We start from the raw sequence: 14,326 nt of genomic DNA, 5'->3' as shown, positions 1-14,326 counted from the left end.
CGAAGGAGCACGACGTGTCCCCCACACCCGCACGGACGAGGCACCACCTCCTGGGAGCGCTCGGCGCGGTGACGCTGCTCACCGCCTGCGCGCTCGGCCCAGGCTCCCCCGCCTCGGCGGCCTCTCGGGCCGCCGCCCACTCCGTCACCGTCGACCTCGCCGACACCTCCGGGCCCGTCACCGGGGTCGGCTCCGGCTTCCTGTACGGCCTCACCGAGGACGGCAGCGGTCCTGGGGACGACCTCCTCGCCCCGCTGGAGCCGACCTCGGGGCGCGGCGGCGGGGCGCGGCTCGACGGCGGCGGCTGGGCAGGCGACGGCTACACGGCCGGGCCCGGCTACGAGCGCCGCGTCACCTCCGCGCTCGCGCAGGCGCGACGGCTCACCACGGCGCCGTACCACGGCACGTACGACCTGCTCGTGAGCGATGTGTGGGGCGCGGACACGACGCAGGCGCCCGACACGGTCTACCCGTGCGCGGACGGCGACTGCGGGAACTGGGAGTCGTTCCTGCGGCGGCTGGCCCAGGACGTCCGCGCCTCGGGCCTCGACGTGCGGCTCGACGTGTGGAACGAGCCGACCGGGGCGTTCTTCCCGCCGGGCTTCAACACGGAGCAGTACTACGGGATGTGGGACACGGCGGTACGGGTGCTGCGCGAGGAGCTGCCCGGGATGCCGCTCGTCGGGCCCTCGCTGTGGGACTACAGCCCGGGCAACATCGGCCCCTTCCTCGACCACGCGAAAGCGGCGGGGACCGTCCCCGACGTCCTGAACTGGCACTTCAGCCAGGACCCGGTGGCGGACGCGGCGAGCGCGCGCGGACTGCTCGCCGCGCGCGGGCTCGACGGCGTCGCGCTGAGCATGAACGAGTACCTGCACGCCGACGAGCAGCACGCCGGGCACCAGGCGTGGTACCTGGCGCGTCTTGCCGCCTCGGGCATTCCTTCGGCCTCGCACGCGATCTGGGACGACTGCTGCGCCGCCGGCACACTCGACGGGGTGCTCGCGCGGGACGGCTCGGGCGCGCTGCGCAGGACCGGGCAGTGGTGGGTGTACGAGGCGTACGCGAAGCTCGACGGGGTGTACGCGCGCACGACGGCGGACGGGCCGCTCGACGCGGTCGCCGCGGTGGACGCGGGGGCGCACTCGGCCGGGGTGCTGCTCGGCGCCGCTTCGGGCGGCGCAACGGACACGGACCTGACGCTGCGCGGCCTCTCGGGGCTCGGCGGCACGACCGTCACCGTGCGGCGCGTACCCGACGCGGCGCCGCTCGACGCGCCGGTCACCGTGAGCACCACGGAGGTCCCCGCCGGGACGGACACCCTCACGGTGCCGTTGCGCCCGGAGTCGGGCCAGGACGCCTTCAGCGTGAGCATCACGGGCTGAGGCACCGCGTACCGGGGGCCGTGCGCGACGCGGTCCCCGGTACGACACTGGTCGCATGGCGATTCGGCGCAGCGCGGGCCTGCTGGTGCACCGCGGGACGGACGAGGCGGGTGTCGAAGTGCTGCTCGGGCACATGGGCGGTCCGCTGTGGGCCCGCAAGGACGCGGGGGCGTGGTCGATCCCGAAGGGCGAGTACGGCGAGGAGGAGGCGCCGCTCGACGCGGCGCTGCGCGAGTTCGCGGAGGAGCTGGGTGCTCCGCCTCCGCCGGGCCCGTACACACCGCTCGGTGAGATCAGGCAGAGCGGCGGCAAGCGCGTGACGGTGTGGGCGGTGGCCGGGGACTTCGACCCCGCGGCGCTGCGGCCGGGGACGTTCACGACGGAGTGGCCGCCGCGCTCGGGGCGCCTCCGGGAGTTTCCCGAGCTGGACCGGGTGGCGTGGTGCGGGCCCGAGGAGGCGCGCGGGAAGCTCGTGAAGGCGCAGGCCGCGTTCGTGGACAGGCTCTTGGAGCACGTGGGCTGAGGCATCGCGTGCCGCGCGCGGGGCAGGCGCCTCGTACGGCCCCGTTTGCACGCCTGTCGCAGGCGCGCGAGCGTGGGAGTGGACGAGTACCTGCCAGGAGGAGAGCCATGCCCATCGCGACGGTGAACCCGGCCGACGGCGAGACGGTCCAGACGTTCGAGGCGCTGTCGGCGGACGAGGTGGAGGAGCGGCTCGCGCGCGCGGAGCGCACGTTCGCCGCGTACCGCACGACGTCCTTCGCCGAGCGCGCCCGGCTGCTGCGCGCCGCGGCCGACCTCCTGGAGAAGGAGGAGGCGGAGATCGGGCGGACGATGACCCTGGAGATGGGCAAGACGTACGCGGCGGCGCGCGCGGAGGCGGCGAAGTGTGTCAAGGCGATGCGCTGGTACGCGGACCGCGCCGAGGGGCTGCTCGCGGACGAGCACCCGGAGCGGCGGGACGTGGAGGACTCGGGGGCGCGCGCCGCGCGGGTCGTGTACCGGCCGCTCGGGGTGGTGCTCGCGGTCATGCCGTGGAACTTCCCGCTGTGGCAGGTCGTGCGGTTCGCCGCGCCCGCGCTCATGGCGGGGAACGTGGGGCTGCTCAAGCACGCGTCGAACGTGCCGCGGACGGCGCTGTACCTGGGGGATCTCTTCCGCCGCGCGGGTTTCCCTGAGGGTGCCTTCCAGACGCTCCTGGTGCCGTCGTCGGCGATCGAGGCGATCCTGCGCGATCCGCGCGTGAAGGCTGCGACGCTCACGGGGAGCGAGCCGGCCGGGCGCTCGGTCGCGTCGATCGCGGGCGACGAGATCAAGAAGACGGTCCTGGAGCTGGGGGGCAGCGACCCGTACCTCGTCCTGCCTTCGGCGGACCTCGCGAAGGCGGCGCGCACGGCGGTGACGGCGCGGGTGCAGAACAACGGCCAGTCGTGCATCGCCGCGAAGCGGTTCCTCGTGCACGCGGACGTGTACGAGGAGTTCGCGCGCGCGTTCGTGGAGGGGGTCGCCGCGCTGAGGGTCGGTGACCCGATGGACGCGCGCACGGACGTGGGGCCGCTCTCCAGCGAGCGGGGGCGCGCGGACCTGGAGGAGCTGGTGGACGACGCGGTCGCGCAGGGCGCGCGTGTCCTGACCGGCGGGAAGCGGCCGCAGGACCGCCCGGCGGGCTGGTTCTACGAGCCGACCGTGCTCACGGACATCACGCCGCGGATGCGCATCCACCGCGAGGAGACCTTCGGGCCCGTCGCGACGCTCTACCGCTTCGCCGACCTGGACGAGGGCATCCGGCTCGCGAACGACTCGTCGTTCGGGCTGAGTTCCAATGTCTGGACGCGGGACGCCGCCGAGAAGGAGCGCTGTGTGCGGGACATCGAGGCGGGCGGGGTCTTCTTCAACGGCATGACGGCCTCGCACCCGGCGCTCCCGTTCGGCGGCGTCAAGCGTTCGGGGTACGGGCGCGAGCTGGCGGGGCACGGGATCAAGGAGTTCTGCGATGTGACGACGGTGTGGGAGGGCCCGGAGGACTGAGGGCCCTGCGGGTACGGGCGCGGGGCGCACGCGCGCCCGTACCCGCGGCGCTGTCAGGCCCCCTCGTCCCCCTCCCCCGCCTTCGCCTCCGCGAGCCCCGCGAGGATCTTGTCCGGTGTGAGCGGCAGGTCCCTGAAGCGGACCCCCGTGGCGTGGTGGACGGCGTTGGCGAGGGCGGCGGCGGTGCCGACGATGCCGATCTCGCCGATGCCCTTGCTGCCCATCGGGTTGAGGTGCGGGTCCTCCTCGTCGAGCCAGTCCGCCTCGATGTGCGGGACGTCGGCGCAGGCCGGTACGTGGTAGGCGGCGAGGTCCGCCTCGACGAAGGCGCCCGATGCGGGGTCGAGGAAGCTGCCCTCGGTGAGGGCCATGCCCAGGCCCATGACCATGCCGCCCCGGAACTGGGAGCGGGCGGTGCGCGCGTTGAGGACGCGGCCCGCGGCGTAGTGGCCGAGGAGACGACGGGCGCGCACCTCGCCGGTCACGGTGTCGACCTGGACCTCGGCGAAGTGGGCGCCGAAGGCGTGCCGTGCGTAGGGGGAATCGGCGTCGGCGATGCCGGTCGTGTCGGCCGCGGTGGTGAGCCCTTCGGCCGGTACCGAACCGCCGAACTCGCCGAGGGCTTCGAGGAGTTGCGTACAGGCCTGGTGCACTGCCCAGCCCCAGGACGCGGTGCCCGAGGAGCCGCCGGCGAGCGGGGCGCGCGGCAGGTCGCTGTCGCCGAGGGCGAGGGAGACGCGGGCGAGCGGGGCGCGGAGCGCGTCGGCGGCGATCTGCGCGAGGACGGTGCGGGCGCCCGTACCGATGTCGGTGGCGTTGATCCGTACCTCGTACGTCCCGTCGGGACGCGCCGTGACCTCCGCCGTCGACGGGGAGACGAGGACCGGGTACGTCGCGGCGGCGACGCCGGTGCCGAGCAGGAGGCGCCCCTCGCGGCGCACGCCGGGGCGCGGGTCGCGCGCCCCCCAGCCGAAGCGCTCGGCACCCGCGCGCAGGCACTCGACGAGGTGGCGGCTGCTGAAGGGGCGCCCCGAGTCCGGTTCCGCCTCGGGTTCGTTGCGCACCCGGAGTGCGAGCGGGTCGATGCCCGCGGCCTCGGCGAGTTCGTCCATCGCCGATTCGAGCGCGAACATCCCCGGGGCCTCGCCGGGAGCACGCATCCAGGAGGGGCTGGGGACGTCGAGGGGCAGGACGCGGTGGGTCGTGCGGCTGTTCGGCGAGGTGTACATGACGCGCGCGGGCACGGCGGCCTGTTCCACGAACTCCTTGATGCGCGAGGTGTGCGTGATGATCTCGTGGGCCAGGGCGCTGATCGTGCCGTCCTCGGCGGCGCCGATCCGCACCCGGTGCAGCGTCGGGGCGCGATGGCCTACGACGGCGGGCAACTGGCGCCGGGGCAGGGCGAGTTTGACGGGTCGGCCGACGTGCAGCGCGGCGAGCGCGGCGAGGACGGACTGCGGGCGCGGGGTGCCCTTGGAGCCGAAGCCGCCGCCGACGTGCGGGGAGCGGACGGTGACGTCCTGTTCGGGGAGGGCGAAGAGCGTGGCGAGCGCGGTGCGGACGGCGTTGGTGCCCTGGCTGCTGTCGTGGACGACGAGCCTGCCCGCGTCCCAGGCGGCGACGCTCGCGTGCGGCTCCATCGGGTGGTTGTGGAGGGGGGCGACGCGGTAGGTGCGGTCGATACGGACGGGGGCGCGGGCGAAGGCTTCGGCGAAGTCGCCGCGTACGCGGTCGGTGGGGTTGCCGCCGTTCGCGTCGTGCGGGCGGTAGATGCCGGTGTGGCCCGGGCGCAGTGCCACGTCGTGCGGGTCGGTCTCGTAGTCGACGCGCAGGGCGAGGGCCCCGGCACGGGCGGCCTCCAGGGTCTCGGCGACGACGAGCGCGACGTACCAGCCGAAGTGCGGGACGCGCGGGTCCTGGAGGACGTGCAGCGTGGGGTCGTCCGGCGCGGCGAGGCGGCGGGCGTTCTCGTGGCTGAGGACGGCGAGGACCCCGGGCAGGCGCAGGACCTCCGTGTCGTGGATCGCGGTGACGCGCCCGGAGGCGACGCTCGCGGGGACGGGCCAGGCGTGGGCGAGGCGCGGCGGGAGGTGTTCGGCGGCGTAGCGGGCGGTCCCTGTGACCTTGGCGCGGCCCTCGGCGCGCGGGACGTCGGTGCCGAGGACGGGGGCGGGGGTGTTCACGGCTGCGGCTCCGGGGCTCTCTGGGCGGTGGCGAGGTCGGCGAGGGTCGCGACGGCGAGTTCCGTGGCGAGGGGGACCTTGAAGGCGTTGTCGGGGAGCGGCTCCGCCTGGGCGAGTTCGGTTTCGGCGGCGCGGCGGAAGGTCTCCTCGTCGGCGCGCGCTCCGGTGAGGACGTCCTCGGCCCGCAGGGCGCGCCAGGGGCGGGGTGCGACGCCGCCGAGCGCGAGCCTGACCTGCTGAACGGTGCCGTCGGGGCCGAGGCGCAGCGCGGCGGCGACGGAGACGAGGGCGAAGGCGTACGAGGCGCGGTCGCGGGCCTTGCGGTAGGCGGAGGGGGCTCCGGCGGTGGCGGGCGGCAGTGTCACCGCGGCGATGAGTTCACCGGGGGCGAGGGTCGTGTCGCGTTCGGGGTGCGCGCCGGGCAGGCGGTGGAGTTCGGTGACGGGGAGGACGCGGGTGCCCTCGGGCCCTTCGACGGTGAGTTCGGCGTCGAGCGCGGCGAGGGCGACGGCCATGTCGGAGGGGTGGGTCGCGACGCAGGAGGGCGAGGTGCCGAGGATGGCGAGGTCGCGGCTGTGTCCCGCGAGTGCCGCGCAGCCGGTGCCGGGGGCGCGCTTGTTGCAGGGCTGGGCGAGGTCCTGGAAGTAGGGGCAGCGGGTGCGCTGGAGGAGGTTGCCGCCGGTCGTGGCGGCGTTGCGGAGCTGTCCCGAGGCTCCGGCGAGGAGGGCCTGCGAGAGGACGGGCCAGCCGGTGCGGACGCGGGGGTGGGCGGCGAGGTCGCTGTTGCGGACGTTGGCGCCGATGCGCAGGCCGCCCTCGGGGGTCTCCTCGATCGCGTCGAGGGGCAGCGCGCTGATGTCGACGAGGGTCGCCGGGGTCTCGACGCCGAGTTTCATGAGGTCGACGAGGTTGGTGCCGCCGCCGAGGTAGCGTGCGGCGGGTCCGCTCGTGTGGGCCTCGATCGCCTCGGGGACGGTGCGGGCGCGGACGTAGCCGAAGGGTTTCACCTGGCGACCTCCGCGACGGCGCGCACGAGGTGCGGGTAGGCGCCGCAGCGGCACAGGTTGCCGCTGAGCCGTTCGCGGATCTCGGCCTCGTCGAGGGGTACGGGTCCGGGCGGGCGTCCCGCCGGGGTGACGTGCGAGGGGTGTCCCGCCGCGGCCTCGGCGAGGACGCCGAGCGCGGAGCACAGCTGGCCCGGGGTGCAGTAGCCGCACTGGTAGGCGTCGTGGGCGAGGAAGGCCTCCTGGAGCGGGTGGAGCCGGTCCCCGTCCGCGAGTCCCTCGACGGTGGTGACCTCGGCGTCCTGGCACGTGACGGCGAGGACGAGGCAGCTGTTGACGCGGCGTCCGCCGATGAGCACGGTGCACGCGCCGCACTGGCCGTGGTCGCAGCCCTTCTTGGTGCCGGTGAGGCCGAGGTGTTCGCGCAGCAGGTCGATGAGCGCGGTGCGGTGGTCGAGCGCGGGGACGTCGTACCCGGTGCCGTTGACACGGAGGGTGAGGTCCGAGTGGTGGGGGGCCTCGGCGGCGGGGGGCTCGGCGGGGGCGTTCTCCGGCTGGGGCACGGGCTTCCTTTCCTGGGGGTGCGGTCGGGGGCGTCCCGCGGGACGGGGCGGGCACGGGCGTCCCGCGCCTGGTCACGGGGTGGGGCGGCGTGGTTCCTTGTCAAGACTGCGGGGGCGGGGGGTCAGGGGCCCGCCGGGCACGGGCGGGCGCCCGCCTCGTCACCCGACTGCCACACGTGGCGGCGAGGAGCGTGACCCGGCGTGTGTGCGCGCGTTGGAGAGGGCACAGCGGTCACGGGGTGTGGCCGCTGCCTCTTGGAAGGAACACAGACATGTCGCGTATCGCGAAGACCGCCGCCGTTCTCGCGGGCACGGGTGCCCTGGTCGCCGCCGGCGCGGGCCTCGCCGCCGCGGACGCCGGCGCCGAGGGCCTGGCCGCCGGTTCCCCGGGCGTCCTGTCGGGCAACGCCGTACAGGTCCCCGTCCACATCCCGGTCAACCTCTGCGGCAACACGATCGACGTCGTCGGTCTGCTCAACCCGGCGTTCGGCAACACGTGCGCCAACGTCGACGGCGGCCACGACGGCGGCTACGGCGACGAGGGCTACGGCTACTGAGCCCCTCCCCCGTGTGACGGCGGGCCGACCGGGCACCCGTGCGATCCGGTCGGCACCCGCCCGTGGACGAGGAACGGCCCCGGGGCGCGAGCGCGCCCCGGGGCCGTCGTGCGTGCCCGTACCGCGCCTCAGGCGTACTGGTAGATCCCGCTGTGGTCGAGCAGGTCGGCGGGCTTCACGCGCCACGGGGGCATGGGGTCCTCCAGCGTCGGGACGCGGCCCCGCTGGGAGTTGCCGAGCGGGAGCGGCCGGTCGGGCAGGTAGCCGGAGCGGGGGTTGGCGCGCTGCCAGCGGGACCAGACGAGGTCGATGAAGGCGTGGTGGAGCCAGAAGACGGGGTCGTTGGGCGAGGCGCCGCTGAGCATCGTGCCGCCGACCCAGCGGTGGACCCGGTTGTGGTTGTGCCAGCGGGCGCTTCCCCTGCCGCTGCCCCAGCCCTCCAGCTTGTTGCGCAGGCCGCGCGAGGAGGTCGAGTTCCAGGGCGACGAGTCGTAGGTGGTGTCCGAGGTCGCCTCTTGCAGTTCCCGTGCGGTGGGCAGCTCCAGGGGGTCCTGGGGGCGGCCGAAGGCGCGGCGCAGGTAGGGGCGGTCGTCGGTGGACTCGGTGAGGGTCCAGTCGCCCCCGGCGTGGGCGAAGGCGCCGGTGGTGACCTGCTGGTCGGACGCCCGGCCGTCGCCGCCGAGGAAGTCCTTCTGCCACAGCGCGGCCCGCGCTGTGCGGTCCTTCGTCCAGTCCCAGTAGGGGACGGTGACGCGCGCGTCGATCTTGCGCAGATCGCGTTCGAACTCCAGGAGGAACTGGCGGTGCCAGGGCAGGAAGGAGGGCGTCATGTGGGCGGCGCGGAGCCCTTTGGCGCCGTCGGACGTGTAGTAGCGGATGTGGGTGCGGACGTAGTCGTCGTAGCGGCCCGAGCGTTTGAGGGCGAGCACGGCGGCGACGAAGCGTTCGCGCTCGGCGGCACTCAGGTCGCGCTGGTTCTTGCGGGTGTACGTCATCGGGGCGGTCTCCTGCGGGTCGCGTGCCTGCGCGTCGTTCGCTCGCGCGTCAGGCGCTGTACGCCGGGGTGCTCAGCTGCGCGCCGCCGAGTTCGTCGACGGCCGCGCGGGCGGCGGCCCGGGTGCTGGGGTACGAGGTGAAGTGGTCGACGGAGCTGACGAAGCCGCCGTCCGCGCGGGGCATGAGGTGCAGGGCGCGGCCGTCGATCGTGGCCCAGTCCGGGCCGTAGGTGAGGCGTCTGCCCCGGTAGGTCTCGGCCGCGCCGGGAGCGGTGACGGTGGTCCCGCCCGAGGTGCGCAGGAGCGGGGTGAGAGCACCCGCGGTCCCCGCGAGCCCGGCGAGGGCGAGGAGCGCGCCGAGGAGGCCGCGGCGGCGCGGGCGCGCTGGTGCGGGAGGTGCGGGTGGGGCGGGTTCGGGGGGCGTGGGGGGTGCCGCGGGGAGCGGTGCGTGTTCGAGGGGGCTGAGTGCGGTCATCGGGGCGTGGCTCCGTCGTCGTTGTCGAGTGCGCTGGTCGGGGCGGGGTGCCGCCCGCTGGGGACAACGAGCGGTACGCGGCGCGGTTGCTCGCCCGTACGGCTTCATCGGTCACAAGCCGAAGACGGGAGGCGCCGGGGAGGGGCCGTGAAAGGGCTCAATTCCTGGTGAATCGCTCTGGATAACAAGGAATCCCGCACTAGGAGTTGAAGGCAGCGAGGGGTCAAAAACCAATCCGTGCACAGGACTTGACGTGTTCGACACGCCGGGGAAACATCGTCACGCACAGTCCACGACCCTTGGAGTGGCGCAGATGCCCTTTCCCCCCACGAAGTCCCCCAGTGATCCCCCCACCGGTTCTCCCCACAGAGCCGTCCGCTCCCCCCGGTCGCGCGGCCGGCGCCGCGCGACCGTGCTGACCGCCGTATCGGCGCTGCTCACGCCGCTGTTCCTGCTCGCGCCCACGGGGCAGGCGACGGCCGCGGATCTGCCCGGCGGCGGGGACCTCGGCCCGAATGTGAAGGTCTTCGACCCCTCGACCCCCGATATCCAGGGTCAGGTCGACACGATCTTCAACCAGCAGGAGTCCGCCCAGTTCGGTGACGGGCGCTATCAGCTCCTGTTCAAGCCTGGAACGTACGACAACCTCAATGTCCAACTCGGTTTCTACACCTCGATATCCGGGCTCGGCCTGAGTCCGGACGACACCACCTTCAACGGTGACGTCACGGTGGACGCGGGCTGGTTCGACGGGAACGCCACGCAGAACTTCTGGCGTTCGGCGGAGAACCTGGCGCTCAACCCCGTCAACGGCACCGACCGCTGGGCCGTCGCGCAGGCCGCGCCGTTCCGCCGGATGCACGTCAAGGGCGGGCTCAACCTCGCCCCCGACGGCTACGGCTGGGCCAGTGGCGGCTACATCGCCGACAGCAAGATCGACGGCGAGGTCGGCCCGTACTCGCAGCAGCAGTGGTACACGCGTGACAGCACGGTCGGCGGGTGGACCAACGGGGTGTGGAACATGGTGTTCTCGGGGGTGAACGGCGCCCCGGCGCAGTCCTTCCCCGAGCCGCCTTACACCACCTTGGACTCGACGCCCGTCTCGCGCGAGAAGCCGTTCCTGTATCTCGACGGCGACGACTACAAGGTGTTCGTCCCCGCCAAGCGCGAGAACGCGCGCGGCACCACGTGGGAGGGGGGCAACCCGGCGGGCGAGTCCCTCTCGCTCGACCAGTTCTACGTGGTCAAGCCGGGTACGAGCGCCGACACGATCAACGAGGCTGTCGAGCAGGGCCTGCACCTGCTCTTCACGCCCGGCGTGTACCACGTGGACAAGGCGATCGAGATCGACAGGCCCGACACGGTCGTCCTCGGCCTCGGGTACGCCACGATCGTGCCGGACGGCGGGGCGACCGCGCTGCGCGTCGGTGACGTCGACGGTGTGAAGGTGGCCGGGCTCCTGGTGGACGCGGGCACCACCAAGTCGGACACGCTCGTCGAGGTCGGCACGAAGGGTTCGCACACGGATCACGCGGCGAACCCGACCTCGCTCCAGGACGTCTTCATCCGGGTCGGCGGCGCCGGTCCCGGCAAGGCGGACAACGGCATGGTGATCAACAGCGACGACACGATCGTCGACCACACCTGGATCTGGCGGGCCGACCACGGCGACGGGGTCGGCTGGGAGACCAACCGCGCGGACTACGGGTTCACGGTCAACGGCGACGACGTCCTCGCGACGGGTCTGTTCGTCGAGCACTTCAACAAGTACGACGTGCTCTGGAACGGTGAGCGCGGCCGCACGATCTTCTTCCAGAACGAGAAGGCGTACGACGCGCCCAGCCAGGAAGCGGTCCAGGACGGCACCACGAAGGGCTTCGCGGCGTACAAGGTCGCCGACTCGGTGCAGACCCACGAGGGCTGGGGGCTCGGTAGCTACTGCAACTTCACCGCCGACCCCTCGATCCAGCAGGACAACGGTTTCCAGGCCCCGGCCAATCCGGGCGTGAAGTTCCACGACCTGCTCGTCGTCTCGCTCGGCGGCATGGGCCAGTACAACCACGTCATCAACGATGTCGGCGGCGCCACGTCGGGCACCGACACGATCCCCTCGCAGGTGGTGTCCTGGCCGTAAGCGGCCCGGCACTCAGCCCCCGAGGACAGCCGGGGCCCGGTCACCTTCGCCGGACGGTGACCGGGCCCCGGCCCGTGTCGTGGCACAGGCCGCGGTACGGCTACGGGGCGGCGCCGCTCAGCGGCCCCCCGTGACGCGCAGGACCGCGCCGGTCGCGTAGGAGGACTCGGGCGACAGGAACCAGGCGACGGCGGCGGCGATCTCGGAGAGTTCGCCGACGCGGCGCAGCGGGACCCCGGCGGCCATGCGCGCCGGGCGCTCCGGGTCGGGGTGGAAGTCCGTCACCACGGCCCCGGGGGCGACGGAGTTGACACGGATGCCGGAGGGGCCCACCTCCTTGGAGAGCCCGATGGTGAGCGCGTCGACGGCGGCCTTGCTCGCCGCGTAGTGGATGAACTCGCCGGGAGAGCCGAGCGTCGCGGCCCCTGAGGAGATGTTGACGATCGCGCCCTGGAAGCCGTCGCGCTCCCAGTCGCGCACCGCGCGGCGCGCGCACAGCAGGCAGCCGAGGACGTTGACATCGAGTGCGCGGCGCATCCCGGCGGCGTCCGCGTCGGCGAGCCTGCCGATCGGGCCGCTCACGCCCGCGTTGTTGACGAGCCCGGTGACCGGGCCGAGCGCGCTCGCCGCGTCGTCGAAGAGCCGTTCGACGTCGGCCTCGTCGGCGGTGTCCCCGCCGATCGCGACGGCCTTCACGCCCCGGGCCCGCGCGTCGGCGGCGACGGCCTCGGCCTCCTCACGGCCCGCGTGGTAGCCGACCGCGACGTGGTGGCCCTCGTCGGCGAGCCGGGCGACGACGGCGGCGCCGATCCCCCGGCTGCCGCCGGTGACCACGGTGACCTGCTGACCGGACATGGCTCCTCCACAAGGCTCGCTCGCTGGGCCCCTCAGCCTAGACGGGCCCCACCTGCCACGACGCCCGGCCCCGGCGCGCGCGGGGCGTACCGGGGCCGGGCGGGCGGCGCCGAGCCGGGGAGGAGGCTCGGCGCGGGCTCAGCGCCTGCGGAAGGACTTCAGGTAGCCGCCGGCCGGGGTGCCGACGCCGGTCACGTCGTCGTAGCCGGGGACCGCCTTGAGGGAGGCGTCCTTGCCGAGGACCCGCAGCGTGGTCCTCGTGCCGTCGCTGTCGTCGTAGCTGTTGACGTAGTCGGTGCGCACGACCGCGAGCCCCTTGCCCTTGCCGAGCGGGGTGTCGGTGACGTCGTGGTAGGCCGAGGTGCCGTACCGGTCGTAGATCGCCGGGTTGGCGAAGCCGATCGGCACCCCGTGCTGCGCCTGCTGCGCGAGGGCCTGGACACCCGCCACGACCGGCGCGGCGAGCGAGGTGCCGCCGATGCGGTACTCGTCGTACCGGAGCGAGCCGTCGGGGAAGGTCTGCGTCTGGCCCACGAGGAAGCCGGTGTTCGGGTCCGCCACCGCCGCGATGTCGGGGACGGTGCGCATGGCCTTCCCGCCGCCCGCCTTCGCGAGCTTCCCGGGCACCACGCCGCGCTGGTAGAAGGGCTGCGCGACGAGCTTGCTGGTGCCGCCGCCCGCGCCCGAAGTGTAGGTGCCGGGGAAGCCGGTCCAGGAGTCGCCGTCGGCGGAGAGCGGCGCGTTCTGCGTGCCCCAGCCGGTCTCCCACTTGTACGTGTCGCCCTTGCCGACGGCGAGCGAGGTACCGCCGACCGCGGTGACCCAGGCGGAGTTGGCGGGCATGTCGACCTGCTTCGTCCCGCTGGAGGCGACGTTGTCGCCGTTGTCGCCGGAGGAGAAGTAGAAGCCGATGCCCTCGACCGCGCCGCGCTGGAAGATCTGGTCGTAGGCGGCCGCGCTCGCCGTCGTCTCGTTCGACTCCAGGTCGCCCCAGGAGTTGGAGACGATGTCGGCGAGACGCCCGTCGACGATCTTGCCGAGCGAGTCGAGCAGGTCGTCGTCGTAGCAGGAAGCGGCGCCCGCGTAGACGATGTTCGCGTCCGGGGCCACGGCGTGCACGGCCTCGACGTCGAGGGTCTCCTCGCCGTACCAGCCGGAGGCGCCGCACTCCTCGGTGCGGTTGTAGTCCCCGGGCAGGACCTGCGTGAGCTGGCCCTTGCGGTACTTCTTGTCGCCGTTGCGTTTCGCGTACTTGCTCGCGTCGGCGGCGATGGTGGGCGAGGCGTAGGCGTCGGTGATCGCGACGGTGACGCCCTTGCCGGTCTGCTTGCCCGCGCCGTAGGCGGCACGGAGCTGCTTGCCCGTGTAGCCCTTGACGGCGTACGGGGCCTTCGCGCCGAAGGCGGAGGGCAGCTTCTTGTCCGTCTTGGAGCCGAAGTACGTCGAGAAGGGCCCGGCGTTGCGGAAGACGGCGTCCGGCGGGGGCAGCGTCTCGTCATGCCGCGCCTTGTGCGGCGCGTTGTCGAGGCCCGTCACGGTGAGGACGGCGCCGTGCAGCGAGGCGGGCACCGAGGGGGTCGTGAGCGGCGCGTGGTAGGTGTGGCCGCTACGCGCGTAGTTGTGCAGCGTGGTGGAGAAGGCGCGCTCGACGGCGGAGGCGTGTCCGCTGACGGTCAGGTAGTTCTGGTTCTGCCCGGTGACCTTGAGCCCCGCGCCGTGCAGCCAGGCGGTGATCCCGCTGATCTGCTCCGCGCTGGCGCCGTAGCGTTCCTGGGTCTGCCTCGCGGTGAGGTACTTGCCGTACTGGGGCGAGGAGGGGTCGGAGACCTCGGTGGCGTAACGGGCGAGGCCCGCCGCGTCACGCCCGGCCAGGTAGACCCGGAAGGTGAGCTGCTTGCCCGCGGAGAGGGCGCCGCGGTCGGCGGAGCCCTTGGCCCAGTGCGGAGTGAGTCCGGCGAGGGTCTGCCGCGTGGAGTGGCCGGAGTCGGCGGACGCGGCGGGGACGGCGAGTGCGAGGCACCCGACGGCCACGGGCAGCGCGGCGGCCCGTACGAGTGCGGCACGCGAGCGGGGACGGACGGGTCTCATGGAACCCCCTGGGGTGACGGAGGGACGCGGTGCGGTCTTCCAGGACGCGGCCGCACGCA

The 14,326-nt window shown here is 73.6% G+C and carries 12 protein-coding genes; 5 read left to right on the top strand and 7 right to left on the bottom strand.

Annotated elements, in window-relative coordinates; translation table 11 throughout:
- The first annotated feature begins 14 nt into the window (after positions 1-14).
- From ACQYWQ_RS29935 to ACQYWQ_RS29925, 3 genes are all read left to right on the top strand, one after another.
- Positions 15-1,385: a beta-xylosidase gene (locus tag ACQYWQ_RS29935; RefSeq protein ID WP_431038937.1), complete on the top strand. Its 1,371-nt coding sequence runs from the start codon at positions 15-17 to the stop codon at positions 1,383-1,385.
- A 55-nt stretch (positions 1,386-1,440) separates the two neighbouring features.
- Positions 1,441-1,908: an NUDIX domain-containing protein gene (locus ACQYWQ_RS29930; protein ID WP_431038936.1), complete on the top strand. Its 468-nt coding sequence runs from the start codon at positions 1,441-1,443 to the stop codon at positions 1,906-1,908.
- Positions 1,909-2,015: 107 nt separating this feature from the next.
- Positions 2,016-3,413: an NADP-dependent succinic semialdehyde dehydrogenase gene (locus ACQYWQ_RS29925; RefSeq protein ID WP_431038935.1), complete on the top strand. Its 1,398-nt coding sequence runs from the start codon at positions 2,016-2,018 to the stop codon at positions 3,411-3,413.
- A 53-nt stretch (positions 3,414-3,466) separates the two neighbouring features.
- Here the strand turns inward: ACQYWQ_RS29925 and ACQYWQ_RS29920 are convergent, their stop codons facing one another.
- Genes ACQYWQ_RS29920 through ACQYWQ_RS29910 form a run of 3 tightly spaced genes read right to left on the bottom strand, consistent with a single transcriptional unit; the run spans position 3,467 to position 7,163 of the window.
- Complete coding sequence (locus tag ACQYWQ_RS29920) at positions 3,467-5,596, bottom strand: xanthine dehydrogenase family protein molybdopterin-binding subunit (RefSeq protein ID WP_431038934.1); 2,130 nt, start codon at positions 5,594-5,596, stop codon at positions 3,467-3,469.
- Positions 5,593-6,603 (bottom strand): FAD binding domain-containing protein, encoded by a 1,011-nt coding sequence (locus ACQYWQ_RS29915; RefSeq protein ID WP_431038933.1) that lies wholly within the window; start codon positions 6,601-6,603, stop codon positions 5,593-5,595. Before ACQYWQ_RS29915 ends, ACQYWQ_RS29920 begins: the two co-directional genes overlap by 4 nt.
- Entirely contained in the window at positions 6,600-7,163 is a 564-nt protein-coding gene (locus ACQYWQ_RS29910; protein ID WP_431038932.1) for a (2Fe-2S)-binding protein, read from the bottom strand. The genes ACQYWQ_RS29915 and ACQYWQ_RS29910 overlap by 4 nt, the downstream gene beginning before the upstream one ends.
- A 272-nt stretch (positions 7,164-7,435) precedes the next feature.
- Between ACQYWQ_RS29910 and ACQYWQ_RS29905 the strand changes: the two genes are divergently transcribed.
- Positions 7,436-7,720: a chaplin gene (locus ACQYWQ_RS29905; RefSeq protein WP_431038931.1), complete on the top strand. Its 285-nt coding sequence runs from the start codon at positions 7,436-7,438 to the stop codon at positions 7,718-7,720.
- Between the two features lie 128 nt (positions 7,721-7,848).
- Here the strand turns inward: ACQYWQ_RS29905 and ACQYWQ_RS29900 are convergent, their stop codons facing one another.
- Both ACQYWQ_RS29900 and ACQYWQ_RS29895 read right to left on the bottom strand, forming a co-directional pair.
- Positions 7,849-8,715: a tyrosinase family protein gene (locus ACQYWQ_RS29900; protein ID WP_431038930.1), complete on the bottom strand. Its 867-nt coding sequence runs from the start codon at positions 8,713-8,715 to the stop codon at positions 7,849-7,851.
- Positions 8,716-8,764: 49 nt separating this feature from the next.
- The gene (locus tag ACQYWQ_RS29895) at positions 8,765-9,190 is read right to left on the bottom strand and encodes a tyrosinase family oxidase copper chaperone (RefSeq protein WP_431038929.1); all 426 of its coding nucleotides are present in this window, start codon (positions 9,188-9,190) and stop codon (positions 8,765-8,767) included.
- A 412-nt stretch (positions 9,191-9,602) separates the two neighbouring features.
- On the opposite strand from ACQYWQ_RS29895, the gene ACQYWQ_RS29890 reads away from it, so the two are divergent.
- Positions 9,603-11,324 carry a coagulation factor 5/8 type domain-containing protein gene (locus tag ACQYWQ_RS29890; protein ID WP_431038928.1) on the top strand — a complete coding sequence of 574 codons (1,722 nt, stop codon included), beginning with the start codon at positions 9,603-9,605 and terminating at the stop codon, positions 11,322-11,324.
- A 117-nt stretch (positions 11,325-11,441) separates the two neighbouring features.
- On the opposite strand, the gene ACQYWQ_RS29885 is transcribed toward ACQYWQ_RS29890, so the two are convergent.
- Together ACQYWQ_RS29885 and ACQYWQ_RS29880 are read right to left on the bottom strand one after the other, a co-directional pair.
- A complete protein-coding gene (locus ACQYWQ_RS29885; RefSeq protein ID WP_431038927.1) occupies positions 11,442-12,179 on the bottom strand; it encodes an SDR family NAD(P)-dependent oxidoreductase in 738 nt (245 codons plus the stop codon).
- 138 nt (positions 12,180-12,317) lie between these two features.
- Positions 12,318-14,267, bottom strand: coding sequence for a S53 family peptidase (locus ACQYWQ_RS29880; protein WP_431038926.1), 1,950 nt, complete (start codon positions 14,265-14,267; stop codon positions 12,318-12,320).
- Positions 14,268-14,326: the final 59 nt, after the last annotated feature.

The sequence above is a fragment of the Streptomyces sp. P6-2-1 genome, assembly GCF_050613165.1.
Lineage (GTDB): Bacteria > Actinomycetota > Actinomycetes > Streptomycetales > Streptomycetaceae > Streptomyces.
This window is presented reverse-complemented; position numbering and strand designations above follow the sequence as displayed.

Bases quoted from the DNA above. Each gene is read 5' to 3' on its own strand.
- ACQYWQ_RS29930 (WP_431038936.1), top strand. From the start codon at position 1,441: ATGGCGATTCGGCGCAGCGCGGGCCTGCTGGTGCACCGCGGGACGGAC.
- ACQYWQ_RS29925 (WP_431038935.1), top strand. From the start codon at position 2,016: ATGCCCATCGCGACGGTGAACCCGGCCGACGGCGAGACGGTCCAGACG.
- ACQYWQ_RS29905 (WP_431038931.1), top strand. From the start codon at position 7,436: ATGTCGCGTATCGCGAAGACCGCCGCCGTTCTCGCGGGCACGGGTGCC.
- ACQYWQ_RS29900 (WP_431038930.1), bottom strand. From the start codon at position 8,715: ATGACGTACACCCGCAAGAACCAGCGCGACCTGAGTGCCGCCGAGCGC.
- ACQYWQ_RS29895 (WP_431038929.1), bottom strand. From the start codon at position 9,190: ATGACCGCACTCAGCCCCCTCGAACACGCACCGCTCCCCGCGGCACCC.
- ACQYWQ_RS29885 (WP_431038927.1), bottom strand. From the start codon at position 12,179: ATGTCCGGTCAGCAGGTCACCGTGGTCACCGGCGGCAGCCGGGGGATC.
- ACQYWQ_RS29880 (WP_431038926.1), bottom strand. From the start codon at position 14,267: ATGAGACCCGTCCGTCCCCGCTCGCGTGCCGCACTCGTACGGGCCGCC.